General features: G+C 56.6%; 17 protein-coding genes. 4 read left to right on the forward strand and 13 right to left on the reverse strand.

What is annotated here, in order from left to right; all coding sequences use genetic code 11:
- The first annotated feature begins 130 nt into the window (after positions 1-130).
- A complete protein-coding gene (locus ASF29_RS02390; protein WP_062448648.1) occupies positions 131-3,067 on the forward strand; it encodes a PAS domain-containing protein in 2,937 nt (978 codons plus the stop codon).
- A 4-nt stretch (positions 3,068-3,071) separates the two neighbouring features.
- On the opposite strand, the gene ASF29_RS02395 is transcribed toward ASF29_RS02390, so the two are convergent.
- The 10 genes from ASF29_RS02395 to ASF29_RS02440 all read right to left on the reverse strand — a co-directional run bounded on the left by ASF29_RS02395 (position 3,072) and on the right by ASF29_RS02440 (position 15,482).
- Positions 3,072-4,016 carry a glyoxylate/hydroxypyruvate reductase A gene (locus tag ASF29_RS02395; RefSeq protein WP_062448150.1) on the reverse strand — a complete coding sequence of 315 codons (945 nt, stop codon included), beginning with the start codon at positions 4,014-4,016 and terminating at the stop codon, positions 3,072-3,074.
- Between the two features lie 123 nt (positions 4,017-4,139).
- Entirely contained in the window at positions 4,140-6,488 is a 2,349-nt protein-coding gene (locus tag ASF29_RS02400; protein WP_062448151.1) for a polysaccharide biosynthesis tyrosine autokinase, read from the reverse strand.
- A gap of 75 nt (positions 6,489-6,563) precedes the next feature.
- Complete coding sequence (locus ASF29_RS02405; protein WP_062448152.1) at positions 6,564-7,469, reverse strand: UTP--glucose-1-phosphate uridylyltransferase; 906 nt, start codon at positions 7,467-7,469, stop codon at positions 6,564-6,566.
- A gap of 38 nt (positions 7,470-7,507) precedes the next feature.
- A complete protein-coding gene (locus tag ASF29_RS02410) occupies positions 7,508-8,500 on the reverse strand; it encodes a glycosyltransferase family 2 protein (RefSeq protein ID WP_062448153.1) in 993 nt (330 codons plus the stop codon).
- Positions 8,500-9,438 carry a glycosyltransferase family 2 protein gene (locus tag ASF29_RS02415; protein ID WP_062448154.1) on the reverse strand — a complete coding sequence of 313 codons (939 nt, stop codon included), beginning with the start codon at positions 9,436-9,438 and terminating at the stop codon, positions 8,500-8,502. Before ASF29_RS02415 ends, ASF29_RS02410 begins: the two co-directional genes overlap by 1 nt.
- On the reverse strand, positions 9,435-10,451 hold the full coding sequence (locus ASF29_RS02420; RefSeq protein WP_062448156.1) for a glycosyltransferase family 2 protein: 1,017 nt from the start codon (positions 10,449-10,451) through the stop codon (positions 9,435-9,437). The genes ASF29_RS02415 and ASF29_RS02420 overlap by 4 nt, the downstream gene beginning before the upstream one ends.
- Positions 10,452-10,465: 14 nt before the next feature.
- Positions 10,466-11,647, reverse strand: coding sequence for a glycosyltransferase (locus ASF29_RS02425; protein WP_062448157.1), 1,182 nt, complete (start codon positions 11,645-11,647; stop codon positions 10,466-10,468).
- 48 nt (positions 11,648-11,695) lie between these two features.
- Positions 11,696-12,487: a glycoside hydrolase family 16 protein gene (locus ASF29_RS02430; RefSeq protein WP_062448158.1), complete on the reverse strand. Its 792-nt coding sequence runs from the start codon at positions 12,485-12,487 to the stop codon at positions 11,696-11,698.
- Between the two features lie 4 nt (positions 12,488-12,491).
- Positions 12,492-13,640, reverse strand: a complete 1,149-nt coding sequence (locus tag ASF29_RS02435) for an acyltransferase (RefSeq protein ID WP_156462500.1) — start codon at positions 13,638-13,640, stop codon at positions 12,492-12,494.
- Positions 13,641-14,009: 369 nt separating this feature from the next.
- Complete coding sequence (locus ASF29_RS02440) at positions 14,010-15,482, reverse strand: lipopolysaccharide biosynthesis protein (RefSeq protein ID WP_062448162.1); 1,473 nt, start codon at positions 15,480-15,482, stop codon at positions 14,010-14,012.
- Between the two features lie 119 nt (positions 15,483-15,601).
- Between ASF29_RS02440 and ASF29_RS02445 the strand changes: the two genes are divergently transcribed.
- Positions 15,602-16,567, forward strand: coding sequence for a glycosyltransferase family A protein (locus ASF29_RS02445; protein WP_062448164.1), 966 nt, complete (start codon positions 15,602-15,604; stop codon positions 16,565-16,567).
- Positions 16,568-16,604: 37 nt separating this feature from the next.
- Entirely contained in the window at positions 16,605-17,558 is a 954-nt protein-coding gene (locus ASF29_RS02450; protein WP_062448165.1) for a polysaccharide pyruvyl transferase family protein, read from the forward strand.
- A 22-nt stretch (positions 17,559-17,580) separates the two neighbouring features.
- Here ASF29_RS02450 and ASF29_RS02455 read toward each other — a convergent pair whose 3' ends face one another.
- Together ASF29_RS02455 and ASF29_RS02460 are read right to left on the reverse strand one after the other, a co-directional pair.
- Complete coding sequence (locus tag ASF29_RS02455; protein WP_062448167.1) at positions 17,581-18,576, reverse strand: glycosyltransferase family 2 protein; 996 nt, start codon at positions 18,574-18,576, stop codon at positions 17,581-17,583.
- Positions 18,577-18,692: 116 nt separating this feature from the next.
- Positions 18,693-18,983 (reverse strand): exopolysaccharide production repressor protein, encoded by a 291-nt coding sequence (locus tag ASF29_RS02460; RefSeq protein WP_062448169.1) that lies wholly within the window; start codon positions 18,981-18,983, stop codon positions 18,693-18,695.
- Positions 18,984-19,369: 386 nt separating this feature from the next.
- Here ASF29_RS02460 and ASF29_RS02465 point away from each other — a divergent pair, with 386 nt between their 5' ends.
- Positions 19,370-19,639: a DUF6074 family protein gene (locus ASF29_RS02465; protein ID WP_062448649.1), complete on the forward strand. Its 270-nt coding sequence runs from the start codon at positions 19,370-19,372 to the stop codon at positions 19,637-19,639.
- Between the two features lie 37 nt (positions 19,640-19,676).
- Here ASF29_RS02465 and ASF29_RS02470 read toward each other — a convergent pair whose 3' ends face one another.
- On the reverse strand, positions 19,677-20,708 hold the full coding sequence (locus ASF29_RS02470; protein ID WP_062448171.1) for a LacI family DNA-binding transcriptional regulator: 1,032 nt from the start codon (positions 20,706-20,708) through the stop codon (positions 19,677-19,679).
- Between the last annotated feature and the right edge of the window lie 46 nt (positions 20,709-20,754).

Raw genomic sequence — 20,754 nt, forward strand, 5'->3', positions numbered from 1 at the left:
CGCCTATTGCGTCGGTTCAAAAAAAACGCTTGATAAGTTTCTTCGAATAAAGTGGGTAAAGCTTTCAGGTCTGCCATACGCAGCCGAAGCTCTGGGTGGATGAAGGCCTTGGCTTTCATTGGTGATGTTGATGACTGATGTATCTGCAACTGGCCTGTGGCCGATAGGTGGTGGCGAGGCGGGCGCGCTTGTGCGTGCATTCGACTGGTCCACAACCTCGCTTGGCCCCATCTCATCATGGCCCGCCAATCTGCGTCATAAGGTCAACTCTGTCGTCAATTCTCCCATTCCGCAGGTTTTGATGTGGGGCGCCGACCACGTCATGATCTACAATGACGGCTACATAGAGATCGCCGGAAATTACCATCCCAAGGCGTTGGGCGCCACCGTTCCCGCCATATGGCCGGAAATCTGGGACTGGAACAAGAAGATACTGGCTGCCGGTTTTCAGGGAACGGTTCAATCCTACCGTGATCAGACGTTGGTCCTCAATCGCAACGGCCAGCCGGAAGAGGTCGTGTTCGATCTGTTCTACACCCCCATCCACAATGATGATGGTCGCGTGGGCGGCGTGTTGTGCACCGTGCTTGAAAATACCGAGAAGGTCAGGGCCGTTTCCGATCTGGCTGCAAGCCGGGAAGAGCTGAGCCGCCTGACCGACGCCTTGCCCATTCTGGTCGGTTTCATCGACCGCGACCATGTCTATCGATTCGCCAATCAAGGCTATCTCGACTGGTTCAATTACCATCCTGAAGATGTGCTGGGCCGCAAGGTCGTCGAGGTGGTTGGTGAGCGGTTCTACCAGGAGCGGCTGCCTTTCATCGAGCGTGCGATGTCGGGGGAAGCCGTCATCAACGACGCCTCGATCCTGTGTCCTGATGGTGTGACGCGTGCGGCGGAAATCCGTTATGTGCCCCGTTACACATCCAAGGGCGATATCGACGGCAGTTACGTCCTTATCATCGACATCGATGCGCGCAAGCGCGTCGAACTGGAACTGACCGTCAGCAACAACCGCTTCCGTGCCGCTGTCAACGCCGTTCACGGCGTGCTGTGGACCAACAGCCCCGATGGTCGCATGGTGGGCGTGCAGAGCGGTTGGGCCGGGCTGACCGGACAAACGCTGGAGGAATACCAGGGATACGGATGGGCGGAGGCTGTTCACCCGGACGACCAAGCCGGTTCACTGGAAAGCTGGAACGAAGCCGTTGCCGCCAAGTCCACCTACGTTTGGGAACATCGCGTTCGACGTCATGACGGTGTTTACCGGACATTCGCCATCCGAAGCGTGCCTATTCTGGATGCCCGCGGTGAGATCATCGAATGGGTTGGCGTTCACACTGATATCACCGAGCAGCGGGCCGCAGAATCGGCATTGCAGGAGCATTCCGCCAATCTGGAACGGGAAATTCGCCATCGCCGCCGCGCCGAGGACCAGCTTCGACAGCTGAATGAAGGCCTGGAAGCGCGAGTGGCCGCTGAAATCGCCGAACGTCGACACGCCGAACGCGCGCTGCAGCAGGCACAGAAGATGGAATCCATCGGTCAGCTGACGGGTGGCGTCGCGCACGATTTCAACAATCTGCTACAGGTCGTCGCGGGCAATCTTCAGCTTCTTGCGAAGGATGTTGCAGGCAATGAGCGCGCCGAGCGACGGGTGAGCAATGCGCTGGCTGGTGTCAGCCGCGGTGCCAAGCTTGCCAGCCAATTGTTGGCCTTCGGTCGTCGACAGGCGCTGGAGCCGCGCGTCATCAATATCGGTCGTTTCGTAGCCGGCATGGACGATCTGCTGCGCCGCTCCATCGGCGAGGCGGTGGAGGTGGAGGTGATCACCGCTGGCGGTTTGTGGAACACATTTGCCGATCCGGCACAGGTGGAAAACGCGCTGTTGAACCTCGCCATCAACGCGCGCGACGCGATGGACGGCTCCGGCAAGCTGACGATCGAGGTTGGCAATGCGTCGCTCGATCAGGATTATGCCCGCACCCATGCGGAAGTCGAGGCAGGTCAATATGTGATGCTGGCGGTGACGGACACCGGCTCCGGCATGGCACCGGAGATTATCGACAAGGTATTCGAGCCGTTTTTCTCGACCAAGCCCGAAGGCAAGGGTACGGGTCTCGGCCTCTCGATGGTCTATGGTTTCGTCAAGCAGTCGGGTGGTCACGTCAAGATTTACAGCGAGGTCGGGCAGGGAACGACCGTCAAGGTTTATCTGCCACGGTCCTTGGCTGACGAGGACCGCGAAGTCGTCGTGCAGGACGGGCCGATCGTTGGTGGTAGCGAAACGGTTCTCGTGGTCGAAGATGACGACGAGGTCAGAAGCACCGTTGTAGAAACACTGACCGATCTGGGGTACCGTGTACTGACGGCACGTGACGCTCAGGCGGGCCTGACCGTTGCCGAAAGCGGCGTTCCCATCGATGTCATTTTTACCGATGTGGTCATGCCGGGTCCGCTGAAAAGCAGTGAGATGGCAAGGCGCGCCAAGGAGCGTCTGCCCAATCTCGCCGTTCTCTTCACCTCGGGATATACCGAAAATTCCATCGTCCACGGTGGCAAGCTCGACGCAGGCGTCGAACTGCTGTCCAAGCCCTATACGCGGGAAGCACTGGCGAGACGCCTCCGGCATGTCCTTGCCAACCAGAAGCAGCGGGCGGAAGCGAACAAGGATCGCGTTTACAGTCACGATGCCATCGCCAAGCTGCGCACGAAGCCAGCGATGCGGGTGCTGCTGGTCGAAGACGACGATCTCATCCGTATGAACACAACCGATATTTTGCTGGAAGGCGGTCATATGGTGGTGGAAGCGGCGAATGCGACTCAGGCGATCGATCTGATCGACAGAGAAGACATCGACGTGCTTGTGACCGATGTCGGACTGCCGGATATGAGTGGCGCTGATCTCTCGGTGCTGATCAAGGAGCGCAAGCCCTCCGTGGGCGTGGTATTTGCAACGGGCGACAATTTCCTGCCCAGCAATGCGCCTGCAGGCTCGGTTCTGCTCTGCAAGCCCTACACCGAAAGCGATGTCCGCTTGGCCATCGTGCAGGCGATGAGCGAATAGGACATCAGTAGCCGCGGGCCATGTCCACGGTCGCTGGTAACGAACCGGTCTGTCGCCAGGCCCTGATGTTTGCCGCAACGATGGCCGCAGACGTCTGGCGGTTGGTTGGCGCGGAGATATGCGGCAGGACTGTCACTTTGGGATGCCGCCAGAAAGGTGAGGTCTCGGCCAGCGGTTCCTGTTCGAAGACATCCAGCACGGCGTGGGACAAGCGCCCTTCATCCAGCGCAGTCAGAAGATCGTCCGCGACGACCACAGCGCCGCGCGCAAAATTTATGACGGAAGCGCCCGGCTTCATGCGGTCAAGCCGGTTCTTGTTGAGAAGGCCTCTTGTGTCAGGTGTCAGCGGCACCAGGCAAATAAGGATGTTGCTTTGTTCCAGAAGCGTTGTCAAACCGCGATCTCCTGAATGGCTCTCGACGCCTGCGACGGTCTTGGGAGATCGGCTCCAGCCTATGGTACGAAAGCCCGCCTGAACCAGCCGTTCGGCTGCAAGAGCGCCCAAGGTGCCAAGTCCGAGAATGCCGACCGTAACATCTTGCGGATGACGATACTCGATCTCATTCCAGAGGGCGCGCTGCTGCTGTTCACGGTATGCTGGCATGTCGCGGTGGAGATAGTAGGTCCATGCCAAGACGGCCTCTGCCATCACGCGGGAGAGCTCAGGGTCGGTTAGTCGGACGATGGGCGGCGCCGTTGCACCCAGTTCGGCCACAAGTCGCTCGACGCCAGCCCATAGGCTGTGGATCCATGTCAGGCCGGGCAGGGATGCGATATCGGCCGGGTCCGGGTTGGCGACGATTGCAACTTCCGCCTCAGACCGTTGCTGTGGGCTCATGGATTTCACCGGAACGATGGTCTCGCCCGGCAATGCTGCCGAGAGGATATCGATCCACTCCGCCTCATTAGCCTCGGTGGTGCGGGAAGCAAAAGCAATAGGAGAAGGCATGGGGAAATCCTGCGGAGATATTGTTATCCGCCATCAATGCGGAAAAGCGCTCTCCAAATCCAGCCTTGTGAGGAAAAGGCGGGCAAAAAAATGCCCGCTAATGCGGGCATTTCTCTTTCAGTATCAGGCCGGTTCCGTCACCGGCTTTTTCGCATCACCGTAATAGGCGGAGAACTGGTCATGATAGTGCTCCGACCCGCCAGGACCTGCATAACGCTGCAGTTCCGTCATGTCGGTCTTGTTGAGCACGATACCGAGCGTCTTGCTGGCGATCTGCGGCTCGTGGCTCATCAGGTTTTGCACCATCTGGATCGGTGTCTTGCCCCATTCGGTGACGAAGACGAAGCCATCAACCTGAGAGGCAAAAGCCTTTGCATCGATGACCGGTACGACCGGTGCAAGGTCGACGATGATGTAGTCGCAAGCTTCACGCGCAGAGTCCATGAACTTACGCATGCCAGACGATGCCAGAAGTTCGCTCGAATGGGCAAACTGGTTGCTTGTGGAGACCGGAAGGATGCCCATCTTCGTGCGGCTGTCCACCTTGACGGCCTTGGTCCATGGGACTTCATCGAGAACGACTTCGACAAGACCTGCGGACTGGCGCGTGGTGAGCATGCGGCTGAGGCCGGGATTGCGAATGTCGGCATCCACGACGAGCGTGCGCTTGCCAGTTGTCGCGATGAGACCTGCCAGATTGAGGGCAACGACGGACTTGCCTTCGTTCGGAAGGCAGGAAATGACACCGATAACACGGCATTGCTTTTCCTGAATGACGACATCCGCCGTCAGTTTCACGTTGCGAAGCGTTTCTGTGAAACTGGAGCGTGGGCTGTCGACCGCCAGACGCAACATCTTCTGGAACGAGACCTGCCCGATGTCCTCGATGTTGCTGTCAGGGATTTCCGGCGTCGCCGCACCCGTTTCCGATTTCCCGGTATCCACGCCCTTTTCACCGATGAACGGCAGATAGCCGAGAAAACGCATGCGCAGATTGTCGCGCACGTCGTTGCCGGTATGGAAGTACCTGTCACGGAATTCCAGAACAGCGGCGACACCACCACCCAGCATCAGACCCAGCACGATGGACAGTGCCATGGTCATGGTTTTCTTGGGGCTGGAAGGAGAGGTCGGCAAGCCGGCTTCGGAGATCACGCGCGCCTTGGCAATCGGGAAGGACTGTTTTTGCGACGCTTCCTCGAAGCGGCCGAGGTAGGATTCGTAGAGCGTTTTCAGCGCCGCTGCCTGTTGCTCGAGCTCGCGCAACTTGACCATGGTCATATTGGCTTCGGAGTTGCGCCCGGCAACGCGGTCGATGCTTTCACGCAAGGACTGAACGCGCGACTGGGTTACATCGAAATCGTTCTTGAAGCTGCCTGTGAGCTGCTGCAGTTCCTGAAAGATCTGGCGGGCGAGATCACCCTTTTCAGCCTCAAGTGCCACAGCTTGGGGATGATCCTTGCCGAACTGCTGAACAACGCCGCGTTCACGATCGGAAATGGCGATATAGCGTTTGCGCAAGTCCTGAATAACCGAGTTATCGGTATCACGCGCCGAAACGATCGCGTTGTTCACGGCATTGTCGGGCCCCTGATCGGTAATCGACTTGTATTGCGTGTAACGTGCTGAAGCGGTTGCGGCATCTGCCTGCGCTGCGATGAGTTGGCCGTTCAAATCCGATAGCTGGCTTTCAGACATCAACTCCCCGCGCGAGGACACGATGTTGTTGGCAGCCTTGTATTTTTCAACGGCGAGAGATGCTGCCTGCGAACGCTGGTTAAGATCGGTCAGGCGTTCCTGAAGCCAGACAGAAGCGCGCTCCGTGGCATCGAAGTTGGCGTTCAACTGCTCTGTCAGATAGGAATTCGCGTAGGTCTTGGCGATCTGAGTTGCAAGCTGCCGGTCGGTGGAGCGGATGGAAATAGCAATAACCGAGCTTCGGCCAACGCGCTCGACAGTCAGCGCCTGCTGAATGACTGCAGCTGCTTTTTCGCGGCGGCCGTTGCGGATCGCTTCTTCGGACGCAGGCGTCGAACTGGGCGTCAAGAGATCGACGATACCCTTGACGGAAGACTTGACCAGATCGGCAGGCGACATCGGTGGATTGATGATCGTATCGTTCTGATCGAGAGCCGCCTTGTCGACGACGGTCAGGGCCATTTCCTTCGATTTGAGGATTTCGACGGCGCTGGCAATTCGATTGTCTATGACCTGCGCTGCGGGAACCGGCGTCTCGTCTTCGGCGTAGCGCGACAGACTCTCGTCGAGCAATACCTGCGTCATTGCGGTATAGACCGGCGTGGCGAAGACGAGGTAGGCCCCGGCCAGGATCATCGTGGCGATCACGCAGGCCGCAATCACGTTGGCGCGGCGCAAAACGGCCGCCCAAAGGCGGTCGAGGTCGATAAACGTGTCGGAATCCTTGGATTGATCCTGGAAATTCATGTTCGATTTAAAGGTCTTGTGGTGCATGGACCCACCTTGTGATTAAAAACGGCGAACGGGAAGGCCGTTCTCCTGCCTCCCCGTCTCCCTCTATTTTACGTTTCAGGCCGCTTTTACACGGCTTTCGTGGTTCAGAACGAGTTCCTTGATAGAAGCCAGAACCTGGGCTTCCATATCCGAGCGCATAAGCGAAAATGCGACATTGGCTGCGATGAAGCCCTGCTTGCTGCCACAATCGAATGTGCGTCCGATAAATTTCTGGCCGTGGAAGGGCTGTGTCTCGGCCAGGCGCTTCATACCATCCGTCAACTGTATCTCATTGCCCGCGCCGCGTTCCTGCTTTGCGAGAATATCAAAAATCTCCGGCTGCAAAATATAGCGGCCGTTGAGGTAATAATTCGAAGGAGCCTTGGAAGGTTCCGGCTTCTCCACCATTTCGGTGACGCTAAAGCCATGGCTAACCGTATTGCCGACACCGACGATGCCGTAGGATGAGGTTTCTTCAGGGGCGCATTCTTCGACACCGAGGATATTGCCACCCACTTCGTCGTAAAGCTCCATGAGGCCAGCGATGCAGCCGCGTGCACCGTAGGAGACCATGTCCGGTAACAGCAACGCGAAGGGTTCCTTGCCCACAAGCTCACGTGCACACCAGACGGCATGGCCGAGGCCAAGCGGCACCTGCTGACGGGTGTAGCTGACGGTTCCGGCGACAGGCAGCATCTTTTCGAGTTGAAGCACCTGCATCGTCTTGCCGGACTTCGTCAGCGTGTTGACGAGTTCGGGCGCGCTGTCGAAGTAGTCTTCGATGGCGGTTTTGTTGCGACTGGTCACGAAAATAATATGTTCGATACCGGCCTGCATGGCTTCGTCGACGGCATATTGCACAACGGGCCGGTCGACGATTGTCAGCATTTCCTTCGGCATCGCCTTGGTTGCGGGCAGGAAGCGTGTTCCGTTTCCGGCAACAGGAATAACAGCTTTTCTGACAGTCCTATTTAGCTCCATGGCATTCTCCTTGATCGAATTTGGGGGCGAAGGCAGGGTCAAGACGCCTGCCTTTTGACATCTGTCTGGACGGGAGGGGCGAAGATGGAGTGACGTATTTTTCTCAGGCGCACTTCGATGGGCATACGCAGATGTCGAAGCGCTATCGGATCGCGCAGGGCAATCTTGACCACCTCGCCAAGCGACCGGCGCTTGATGCCGGAAACGATCATGAGAAAATGGCGGGCCTCCACAAGACTGCGTGTGCGCAAGCTCTGTGCCTGGCGCGCGGCAGGCGCAAGCGTGTAGTGATCCAGAAACTCGCGGTCTGCGGCAATCATCGCGTCGATATGGTGCAGTTCCAGCACACGCGATATAGACCCCTCACGGATGTTATAAACATAGCCGGGCGTGGGCTCTATGGCGCATAGCCCGCCTTCGGCCAGCGCCGATGCGAGCAGCAGGTAGTCTTCACCGATGCGAAGCGTCTTATGGAAGCGCAGCCCTTTCGTATTCAAAAAGGCCCGCTGGAACATGGGCTTCATGTAGCCGAAGTTGAATGTGGATCGGAACAGGATGTTGGATGCGATGAAATCTTCAAGTGTGAGGGTTCCCCGCTTTTGAAGAAATGCCTCTTCGAACATCGTTTCCGATGGACGATCATCCGTGTAGACCACGTCGAGATTATCGACTGCGATCTCGGCGGACATGGATTCTGCTCTGGCAATCATGCGCGCCGTACGCTTGGGAAGGATGACGTCATCGGAATCCAGAACCGCGATCCATCGTCCGCTTGCCGCATCTATCCCCGCATTGCGAGCTCCGCCGGGACCAAGGTTCTGTTCCAGCGCGACCAAACGCACACGAGGGTCGTTTTCGGCAACTGCTCCCACGATGGTGCGGGTGGCGTCGGAAGAGCAGTCATCGACAACAAGAACTTCCAGCGTCACGGATTCTTGCGCCAGCGCGCTTTCGATGGCGGGAACGATCGTCTCTGCTGAGTTATAGGCGGCGATGACGAATGTGACGTCCGGCTGTGTGGTGGTTTCCATCAGGTCGCCTCCACCGTGCCATACTGGCGGATTTCGCGCACGCCGATCGCGCCGCTAACCGAGCCCATGTGCAAGGCGACGCGCAGCAGCTGGCGGTTGCGGCGTACGGGATCTAGGCAGGTTGCAATGGCCATGCCTGTGCAGGCAAGAACCTTTGCGCTTGCGGTCAGCACCTGCATGACGCGGCGGATACCGGGTTTCTTTTCCGCCAGCAGCCGTCCATGGGTCTGACCAGAGCGGAAGCGCCGTTTTGCAAGCCACATGAAGCTCGCCCGCGTGTCCGGGACAGGCTCCGTCAGAAGCGCATTTTCAGCGTATGCGATACGACCACCGGCGGCATGCATGTGCGTGAAGAAATGCGTGTCTTCTCCGCCGCTTTGTCCCAGCGAAAGTGCAAAACGACGCCCTGCGACAGAGGGCGCATCCATGCGCAGTAGGGTGTTGCAGGTATAACCTGTGATGATGGCACCATTGACCCATACCGGCGCGGTCGAGTGAAAGTCACCCTTGCGCATCCAGCCGGGTACGGTGTCCTTGTAGATAGCGCGGACAGGACCGAGTACGGCTTCGGCACCCGTTTCCTGCGCGGTCTTCAACAGTTCCGTCAACCACGCCGGTGGGGCGGTTTCGTCATCGTCGATAAAGGCCAGATATTCGGCGTCGCTGGCCGACAGGCAGGCGTTGCGCGCAATCGAAATATTCGACTTAGGGCAGTGAACATAGAGGATTTCGAAGGGAGATATCTCACGCAGATGATCAATCGACGCTTTCGCTGTCGGCTCGGCATCGTTGTCGGCAACGATAAGGCGAACTGTTACACCGGCGGGAACGTCGATGGCAAACAACGATTTCAACGTTGCGACCACGGCGGGGCGACGGTAGGTGCAAATGCCGATATCGACCTTAAACGGTGGGGTTACAAGTGACGTGTCGGTCATGATACCGCCTTCTCCGCCACGGGGGCCGGAGTACCAAGAGAGCCGAAAAGCTCAAGCCAGAAGCCGGTAGACCATGCGAAATGCATGACCATTGCGGCAAATGCGGCGAGTGGGCCGTGGGAATTTTTCTGTGCGATTGCCATCCACAGGCCATAGCCAAGGCATGCGGCAATCCAAAGGCACAGCGGAATGACAGCTGCCCAATGGAAAATACCCAGCAATGCAAAAACGGCGACGGGCATGACGGCAAGCGGAATCATCTGGCGAAGTTTCGGCAGGGAACGATGCTTGAGCAGGTTCTTTGCGCGCCCGCGTCCATAGGCCAGATATTGTTTGAACAGCGGACGGACGTTAGAGCGAGGATAATAGGTCATGCGGGTCTTGTCGGTCATCCATATACGGAAGCCAGCCTTGCGCAGCCGGTAATCCAGTTCGGCATCCTCGTTGTGGCTGAAACTCTCATCATAGCCTCCGACCTTTGTGAACGCCGCGATGCGCATCAACGCGTGGTGGCCATGATCGATCCAGTGACCCTTGGCACCTTCGCGATGTTTGGAGCCGCCATTTCCCAGCTTGGAGTTCTGGGCAATCGCCGTGGCTTTCTGAAATGTGCCGTGACCGACGGTGTCCATGGCAACCACCACCGAATCGGCTCCGGTTTTGACCGCGTCTTCGATGAGGCGCGTGCAATAATCGTCCGGATAATCGCCATGGGCGTCGATGCGAATGAGATAGTCGTAGTCAGCACCAAACATTTCGATGGCAAGATTGATCCCGGCACTCTGGATGCGCTTTGGATTGGCCAGAAGGATGACGCGGGCGTCCTGCTTTGAAAAGCTTGCGACAATGTCACGTGTACCATCGGTACTGCCGCCATCAGCCACGATGATACGGTCCTGTGGGTGATTGAGCGTACTGGAAAATTTGAGAAGCAGATCGTCAATCGTCCGCGCCTCGTTGAGACATGGAATGACGATCAGTGTTTTGACATCAGGAATTATCTGCGGTTTCATGGCTTTGACCCCCGTCAAACTGTTGAGAGCATGGCTTCCAGGGCGCGGCCATCATGCGGCGCAGCCAAGGAGGCGAGTTTGTGAACGAGATGGGTGCAATCCTGTCGATCCGTCACCCACTGCTTGCGGTCTATCGCTGCGAGTTTGCGGAACTCCGCCAGATAGGCGTCTTCGCTGAGGCCCGAGAACAGGGATACGAGCGTTGCAGCATCCGCCGATGGTAGAATGTGACCGATATTTCGCGTTTCAAGAAAACGGGCGGTCTCCGTTCCGGAGAGAGCAATGGGAAGCGTACCGAACAGGCATCCTTCATACAGCCTGTTGGGCAACAGCCAGCTGGAGTTCTGACCTTCTTCGAAGAAGTCGATCGCCCAGGTGAACTGCACCTCATTGTAAATCGCGGCAAGATCCTCGGGATTCTTGTATGGTCCCTCAAAGCGCAGATGAGGGGCATTTGCGACGAAGCCATCAAAATCATCGAATTCGGAATAGGCCGGGCGACCGCGCAGGATGAACTCGACCTTGCCGTCCATGCGTTTTGCAAAGTCCGCCAGAATTTCAAGCGATTTGCGGCAGCGCAAAGCTCCGAACCAGCCTATTTTCCAAGGCTCTCCCACTTTCGGCTGGCGAGGTGCCTGTACCGTTTCGGTCTCCGCATCCAGCATCAAAACCTTGTTTTCCTGTAGGAGGACGGGAAGTTTCAGGCCTGAACGGGGCGCGAAATAGTGGCGTACAAAAGCTGGTGAGCTTGTGATCAGGAGCTTCGCATCACTTGCAAAGTAACGCTGGGCAGCGTTGACCATTTTTCCGACCATGCCCTCGTTCAGCAATAGTCGGTGAATGTCGAGGCATTCATAGACGACCGGTACGTCGCGGCCGTAAATGGCCGAGGCGCGCTTGGCGAGCGCCAGCATTTCCAGATTGCGAGCGATGATCACATCTGGTTTGCGCACATTTTGCAGTGCGCGGCGCAGGGAAAGGCTGGCCTTGGCGATGGAACCGATGCGTTGCGCAAAGCGCCCATCTGCGGTTTCCCCCAAGACGGTGGGCGTGACGCCATCGACCGTAGCAAGCGTGTTCACCCCGCGCGTAAAGCCGGTCAGACTGACATCAGCTCCACCCGCCTGCAACGTCATGACGCGCCGGCGAATGGCCGGGTCGGCAAGGTCGTGAGCGAGATAAAGAACATGTGTCATTCAAACAGTCCTGGGCGATGGGTGAAAAACGAGACGATGTGGTATCGCTCAGTTTGAAAGGCAGGCAACGGATTCGGGGAACTGGCACTTGTCGCCAAGAGCGGTAAAGGCCATGCGATCCACACTCATCACGGCCGGGCCGCTATAGGCGAATTTGCCCATCCAGCTTTTCAGCGTGTCCGTGCCCCAAAGGCTGAAGAAAATCTTCTGCGGATTTTGAGGGATTTTCGAGGCGTCAGTCACTTCATGCACCATCTTGCCATTGACGTAGTAACGCAGGCGCTGTGGCTCCCACACGAAGGCGTAGTCGTTATAGGCCTTGTCTGCCCCACCTTCGACATCCACCAACTTCTCGTTCCCGCCCTTGGCGGATACATATTGGTTGAGCTGAACCTGAGACGTGTTTTTGCCCAGCACTTCCATATCGATCTCGTCATGCGGTTTCTTGTCGGTTGGCCCGATATAGGTAAAGAAGGCCGAGTTCAGACCAGAACCGGTCGCGGTCTTGATGCGTGCCTCATAGGTGCCGTAGCGGAACCGGGCTTTCGTCTGGATTTCGCCGCAGGAGAAATTACGGTCTCCCGCCTTGCCTTCCTGATAGCCAAGCTGAAGCTTGCCCTCTTCGAACTTCACCAGCTTTTTTGACCAGGTACAATTCTGATGGGGGCCGTTGTTCCAGCCGTCGGACACATACCAGAATGACCGGTCCATGCTGTCGAAGTTTTCGACGAATGACTTGCCGTTGTCTTCCTGCGCCATGGCGGCGGGAGCGCCGATGCTGAGCGCCAGGAGAGCGGATGCGATCATGCGTGAAGGGACGGATGCGAGTAAAGCGGTCATGTGATCACCTTTGTCTTTGCGGGTAAGCCGGGTCTGGAACGTGCTGCGATGGCGCGGCAGCGACGGCCGTCGGGCTCTTTATTACGGGTTTCGGCTTTTTTCCCCGGCTTCCCGTCAACAGGCCGTAGAGAGCGGGAAGTTTCGAACGAACCTGTGCATTGGTGACGATCAGGATAGCGAACGACAGCAGCACGGCTCCAATATAGAATGCGGGATAGAAGTCGGGCCCACCCCTGTTCCAGACCATCCACATCAGGACCAGAAGGGGATAATGGGCACAAAAAATCCAGAAGCTCAGGCTCCCCGTCTCGGAAAGGCGTCGGCCCGTCCGACTTTGTATGAGCAGGGACGAAGACGCCCAAAGCCCCATGGCACCGAAAACAGCCAGAAGATTTCGAAGCAGGTTGAGTTCGAAGGTGAATTCTGGACCTGTAAAGTAAAGCCCGGTGGCAAGCAGTGCAGCTGACACCAAAACAGCAGCGGTGATTCTGCCCGCATAGGGGTCCAGCATTTTCAAATCGACCTTGTGCAGCGCAAGCGCGATACCCAGCGTAAAGCTGAAGAGAATCGATTTTTTCTGAACGATAAACAGTGTCAGGTCGGGCCAAGCCGTTACCACCAGCAGAGCTGCCAGCGTTGGCAAGGCAGCACGGCGTACGAGAAATGCCAGTAGGGGCGACAGCAGAATGCAGACGAAGAGGTCGCGCAGGAAGTAGAGCGGGACGTTGACGGGAAGCTCTTCGACGGCTGCGCCGTGACTGATCATCTCTCGCGGTGTGGCGTTCCATAAATCGGGGAAATAGCCGACACCGACGTCGAAGCGCTGAATGAGAAGCACAGCCAGGAAAAGTGCACCGTTCCAGAGCAGGAACGGCAGCAGGACAGTTTTGGCCTTTGATTTGACGGTGGCGGAGTAATCGAACGCCTGCATCCCCTTGCGAAAGAGAAGGTAGCCGGAAATAGCGCTCAGACAGGGAACGCCGATGCGGAAAAGAGCATCGCCGAGAAACACACGAATCCAGTCAAAGAAACCGTAAACCCCGAGAAAAGGGCTGGTTTCAGGATTATGCGGGACATGTACGAAGACGATGCCCGATATCAAAATTATGCGCATCAAATTGATGCGGGAAGATAGGTTCTGATCAAAAGTCACATCAGTTCCCCTTATTGGGCGGCGTCTCCCTCCACCGCGTTACAACCAGAGCGAACGTAAGCCCGTGCTGGAGTCTGGTTTTCACTTTAGGGTAAAATGTGGCGATGCGGGAAAATTAGCTCTCGAAATGTGAGGGGTAAATCTCTGGCGCATCGCGGCTTTCCTTAGGGAATGCACGCTAACTACAAGTTTTCAATGAGGAAATTTTCAGTGCGTCTTTGCGTTGGAGCAAGTCCAGCAACACTTAGTGCCCTCGTTTTTGCTGCAGTGCAAAATGAAATCCAGATTTCCCTCACACATCTCAGGGAAACGGAGTGTCAAAGCAGGCGGATTTGTGGCGAAAAAGGCTCTGGCAAAAGTTGCACTTTCTCAGGCCATAGCTTCTTTGGCCTTGCGATTGCGTACCAGCCCCATAATTTTGCCGAGCAATGCTCGTTCGGTCAGCAGGATGAGAACGCCGTAGATCGCGCCGCCTGCGACAGCACCTACGAGGACCTGCATGTAAGCGTGCGGCAGGCTATCGGCGAAGACGTGTAGAATATAACGGACGGCCAATGCCATCACGAAAGAGGCGATCATCGGACGACTGCTGATGTAAAGGCCTTTCAGGAGAGGCGTTTCACTCGCCTTGAACACGGCCCATGAATAGAAAATCAGAGTGATCGCATTGACGACGCACAGAGCGACCATCGCATCGATCAGCGTGCCGTAGATGGCGGCCAGCCACACAGCGCCGGTTGTCACGAGCGCGCGGATTGTCGCCGACCAGAATAGGACGCGGCCGTAACCTGCGCCTTTCAGATACGGAATGAAGGTGCTGCAGGGTGTCAGGATTGCCTTGGACAACGCCAGCAAACCCAGAACTGGCCAGGCGTAGGCCCAGTTGGGGCCGAAAATGACCAGCATGGCTGGTTCTGCCACGGCCCAGAGGCCGAACATCATGGGCGCGAGAATGACGGTCAGGACCTGAGTAGAGAACATCAGTGCCTCTCGACGTCGCTGTTTGTCATCCATCATGCGGCTGAAGGCGGGAAACAGCACGCCCATGACGGCCGAAAGGACGACCTGATTCGGAATGCTGGCGAAACGGTTGGAGGCGGAATAGGCGCCTGCATCGGCAAGCCCGAGATAACGGGCTATGATGACCATGGGCGACTGGAAGGTCACGAAATTCGCGATTTCAGATCCCATCAGCCCTGAGCTGAAGCCCAGAAGTGGAACAAGCCGCTTCGGCTTCATGACGAATGCCGGCTTGTAGTGGGAAACGGCATAAAGGCCGACGAGACGGATCAGCGCGGCTGCAAAAAGCTGGATGATCAATGCCCAGACACCAAAACCGGCAAAGGCCAGTACGACGGCGAGGATGGCTGCGGCACTTTCCGAGGTCATGCTCCAGATGGCGTCCTTGCTGAAATTCATGCGCCGTGCCAGCAGCGAATAGGCCACGTCCCCCGCCAGTTGCAGTGGAATGAGGAAGGCCATAATCCGCAGCAAGTAGGCGCTTTCCACCGCGCCCAGCAACGTGCCGAAGAACTCTGCGCCAAAATACAAAATGGCGGCCATGGTGCAGGAAATGGCCAGATTGGCCCAGAAGACGGTATGGATCGTGTCCATGTCTTCTTCCTTTTCCACGATCAGTGCAGAGGTAAGGCCTGCGCCTGCGATCATCGTCAGGAATTGAACGACGGTCAGGCCCACAGCCACGACGCCGAACTCCTCCGGTGTCAGCAATCGGGCCAGAATCGGCACGGTGACAAACTTAAGCCCGAATGTGCCTGTTTTTGATAAAACGCTCCAACCGACATTCGCGGTAATCGTTTTGACGCTCGGAGCTGGGGGCATTCGTGCATCCTATATGGTTTGGAGGCCAGCAGTGGTGGGCTGGCGGGAGGTTTGCCACTCATCGGGGCCGTTCTATTTATCGGGCCCGACACTTCTTGATCAACACAAGGGGCGAAACAATGGCGAAATTTACAGTCGTTATTCCTTATTATCAAAAACAGCACGGCGTTTTGGGTCGTGCACTGGCATCGGTTTTTTCCCAGTCCCTTCAGGATTTCGATCTCGTTATCGTAGACGACGAGTCGCCTTATCCCATTGAAAAAGAACTTGAAGAGCTGGCTGAGGAGCAGAGAGCGCGGATCAAAGTGGTCAAACAGGCCAATGCCGGCCCGGGCGGTGCGCGCAACACCGGGCTCAATAATGTCCCTGCGGACACATCTTATGTGGCGTTTCTCGATTCGGACGACATGTGGACGCCCGATCATCTGAAGAATGCCGCCTACAGCCTAGAGACCTTCGGTGGGGAATGCTACTGGGCGTCGATGCAGGCAAGTGACGAATTCTATTACCACTTCGCCATTTCCGAACTGGAAAGCAACGAAGGCGCAACCCGTCTATCCGAATCACCCAAGGTTATCGAGCTGCCGGATCTTGCCAGCGTGATGTTGCGCAACTGGAGTTTCCTGCATCTGTCCTGCATGGTCATTGGCAGGCCGCTGTTTGAAAAAATCCGTTTCGATCCGATCTTGCGGCTGGCGGCGGAAGATGTTCTGTTTTTCTGCGACTGCATTCTCGCCTCCAAACGCACGCTTCTATGCGACGACGCCGGTGCGATGCGTGGCATGGGCGTCAATATTTTCCACAGTATCGACAACACCTCGCCGGAATTCCTGCGACAGCAGTTCAACACCTGGGTTGCGCTCGACACCCTCCAGGGTCGCTTTTCGAAGCGTCCGGCGGATGTCGCCTCCATCGCGTCCTACAAAAACACCGCCCGCAAGCAGGCGCTCTGGAGCCAGGCGGGCAAGTTGAAGCAACGCAAAGCCCCTGAACTCGGTCTGCTGTTCAAATGGATGATGCGCGACCCTGCCATTTTACGTGCAGCACTCGAGCTTGGAACAGGCAAATTCGCCCGTCCGAAGTGAAGCGGCTGCAACCGACATTCTTATTCAGGAGTAGTCCATGAAACCATATCACTGGGAATCGCATCACGGAAATTTCGGCGATGACCTCAATCTCTGGCTTTGGGATTTCCTGCTGCCGGGTCTGCGAGACGTCCATCCCGATGTCCTGCTGGTTGGTGTCGGCACCGTCTTGAACGATGTCCTGTTTCCACCCCAGCAGCGCAAGCTCATCATCGGCAGCGGTTATGGCTATGGTGCCGTGCCGGATATTTCCAACAAGGAGCTTTGGGATATCCGCTGCGTGCGCGGTGAGATGACTGCGGCCAAGCTGGGCCTGTCACCGGATATGGGTATCGTTGACCCGGCCGTGATGGTTACGGAAATGCCGGATTTCAAAAACCTGCCGAAGCTTTACAAGAAGACCTTCGTTCCGCATTGGGAGTCTGCGGAATTCGGCATGTGGCAAAGCGTTTGCGAACCCGCGGGACTGACCTATCTTGATCCGCGCGGTGAGGCGAAGGCCGTGATCAAGCACATCGCGCAATCGGAATTCATCGTTGCCGAATCGATGCATGGTGCCATTCTGGCCGACGCCTTTCGCGTGCCATGGGTTGCCGTCAGCACGTCGACATCGATTAACAGCTTCAAATGGAGCGATTGGGCGGGCAGTGTCGGTGTGAAGTACGAACCGCGTTATGTGCCTGTCTCCACCCGTGCGGAAGCTGCCAAGAAGGGCTCGAAATTCTGGGGCATGAGCTTTCCTCCACCACCGCCCGCACAAATCGTGGAACGTCCGGTAACGGAACCCCATGACGGTGAGTTGCTTGTTCGACCGCATCAGGAGCCGCGTTCTTTGCGCACCCTGGCAAAGCAGGTGCTTGCGGCACCATCGACGCTGGCTCTGTGGCAAGCGAGCCGCGCCGAACCGAGACTAAGTCCGGATGGGCGGTTGGAAGAGCGCAAGCAGCGCTTCCAGGCGGTTCTCGAAACGATCAAGAAAGACTATTTCTGATCTGGAAAAACGCCGCTCAATTTTATGAATTGAGCGGCGTTGCGCTCAAGAGATACCTGACATCGGCAACCTGCTGCGGTCTTTTCCGATACTTTGCCGTTTTGTCCATCCATATGCCATGGATGACGGAAGGCATGGCGGGCAGACGTTTCACCGCATGTGTCAGCGCACCGCCCAGTCCGCCTTTCGCCTTGGCGTCGAGAAAATGGCGAAGCTCGAACTTTTCCCGAATGTGGCGTTCATGCTCCTCGAGCAGAGCCTTCTGCGGCTGCGTCAGGGTATATGCAGCGAGAATGCGACGGTCGGCTTCGTAGAGCTGACGCAAGTCATCTGTGCGGTGGCTGCCGCTCAGCGAATTACCCCTGACGATGGCACCATAACCGCAATTGCGAATGACCTTATAGCGCGCGCCGCAAGCCAGCGCCCGCACGTAAAGCTCGTAATCTTCACCGAGTCGCAACGCTTCATCGTAGCGCAGCCCATGCTGCTCCAGAAATGCGCGCCGAATAATCGGTTTCAGAAAACCCGTCTCGCCGCGCTCTATGCCGCGCTTCGATATGTTGCCTTGAACAAATTCGGAGAGGGTCAGGAAATGCTCTTCGGGCGCAAATCGAGCGGGCTGCAGGGATGACGCGCCGGATACCGATTGCTGAATGAAGGCGATGTTGTCCGCCACCAAATCCCAGTCGTCACTTTCCAGCATGGCGGCAAAGCGGCCACGAAAGAAAAAATCATCCGCGTCGAGAATGCTGATCAGCGGTGCCGAAGATATGGAAATAGCGTGGTTACGTGCGGCGGAAGGCCCCCTGTTAACGTCAAAACGGTCGACCTTCAGACGGTGGCTTCCATCGTCACATGCGCGAGCCACGTCTGCGGTGGCATCGGTCGATCCGTCATCGATCACAACCACTTCCGATACTTCGGGTTCTGCCAGAGCAGAGGCAATCGCCGTCGCGATTGTATCGGACGCGTTTTTGGCTGCGATAATAACGCAAATGGATCGCAAATCCCCAGTCATGCCAACTCCTGCTTCGTTACGTCTTACCGTTTTCGTAGCAGAAAATGTCAGGGATAAGGACTCGAGGTGATTATTTCGCACCTGCGAGAAGTTCGGTTACATGTAAAAAGAAGACGTTAGAAATCGCTGAGTTTAGGGCCATGTGGCGACACGCCGGTAATGGCGTCCGCAACAGAGGTCTCAGGCGCAGGCGCGGTTTCCTTTTGAAAGTTGAGTGTCGCGCGCATCTGCCGCTTTTCTTTTGCCACAAGAATAAGCACGCCTACAAAGTAACCAACCTGTATAATGACAAGACAGAGCAGCGTCTGAATGAAGCTGGTTAAGAAAGAGCCATGGATAAAATATGTCGCAACCGCGAAAACCAGCAACGCACAGATCATGCTGATGAGAACGCGCGGGGCGTACATATCTTTCTCCTCCGCTAAGCATTGTCTCTCGTTGGAGAAATGCATTGTTATGGCTTTCTTTTTCAAGGATAGTATTACGAAACGCATGCCGTTTCAACACAGTTATACTTCTCTTAGAACGTGCAGCATGAAATTTCGGTAATCTTTATTGGTAAAATTTACCCAAATTTCCGACCTTTTCGCGGTTTTTCGTATTTTCGTCTCAGCGTCTTTCGCGAAAGGTTGAGAATGCGTGAAGACCACTTGGTGTCGGTCCGTGGTTTCCGCCTCAGCGAGCAAAGGCACGGGTTTCGCCGTCGGGAAGCAAAACGGCGTTGCTGCAGACTTCGTTAACTATGTCACGGGTAAACATAGGATGTTGATTCCCGAAGCAGTAAGGTGTGCGTGTGACAGAGCGTTCAGAAGTAATTGCGTTTCCCGCCAAAAATCGCGTCGTCGATATCAAGCGATGTGTCCAGATGCTTGAAACCCTTCATGGCGAGGAAGCAAACCGCTTCTGGCGGGACGAGTGCCGTGCGCTTGCCGCGCATTTGCTCAATCTGGGTTATGACGATACGGCCATGCGTCACGAAGTTATGGAATTTCAAAACGCTGTACAGACAGAACTTTGGGCAGGTTGCCAGCAGGACGAGCCTGCACGCCGCGACGCCTATTGAACGAGTAACCGATCATGGTTGCTTGAAACGCGTTTTCTTACTTATGCGCAAGTCGCCATGCTGGAGCGCCGACGGAGTTGCGCACAATGAGATCCGGTGTGAGCAGGATCTCCGGTTGATCAGCTTTTTGCCCTCCCAAAAGATCTAGCAACAGTGCCATGGCATGTTTGCCTATGGATGTTCTGGGCTGGCGAATCGTCGTCAGGGCAGGCGACATGAAAACCGCCTGGGGAATATCATCAAAGCCCGTCACCGAAAAATCGCCGGGAATATCGTATCCTCGGGCAGTCAGGCCGATCATGACCCCGATTGCCGTCTGGTCGTTCACACACATGAAGGCCGTTGGCAGCGTGTCGCGCATGAACAATTGCTCGATGGCCAGTCGCCCGCTCTCCAGCGTTCCGTCGCCTTCGATGATCATCGCTGGTGCGGAAACAAGGCCCGCTGCCTCAAGACCCTCGTCATAACCCTTCCGGCGGCGGCTATAGGCGAGACGCACACGCGAATCGCCAATAAAGGCAATGCGCTCGTGTCCTTCCGCAATCAGCATGTCGACGACCTTGCGCGCGCCAGCGGTGTCGTCCACGCCAACATAGGGTATGCCGCCCTTGTAGATCGGCTCGAAAACGCCGACGCTTGGCGGCAGGCGCGCCGTCATGGCCTGATGGCCGAATGGCAGGATGCCGGTGAAAAGGATGAGCCCGGCGGCTTGGTTGGAATTCAAGAACTTCAGATATTCCAATCCGCGCTGAGCGTCGTTCTGCGTGTGGCCGATGAGGATGCCGTAACCATGCGATCGCGCTTCGTTTTCCAGCCCGACGAGAATGTTTGAAAAGTTCGGATCGCCGATATCTGGCGCGACCACGAGGATCATATTGGAGCGACCAAGACGCAGGCTTCTTGCCATGGCATTGGTCGTGTAGCCCGTCACGGCGATGGCCTGATTGACTTTCAGACGAGTCGAATTGGCGACTTTCTCAGGCGTATGGATGGCGCGTGAAACGGTGGCGATGGAAACCTCCGCAATCCGGGCAACGTCTTCAATCGTGGCAGAGGAGGGAATGGACAATGATGGCCTCGGATGTATGCGCGACCGGACACTACACAGACTTGGC

Origin of the sequence: Rhizobium sp. Leaf262 (genome assembly GCF_001422245.1) — a bacterium.
In the GTDB taxonomy this organism is placed as follows: Bacteria; Pseudomonadota; Alphaproteobacteria; order Rhizobiales; family Rhizobiaceae; genus Agrobacterium.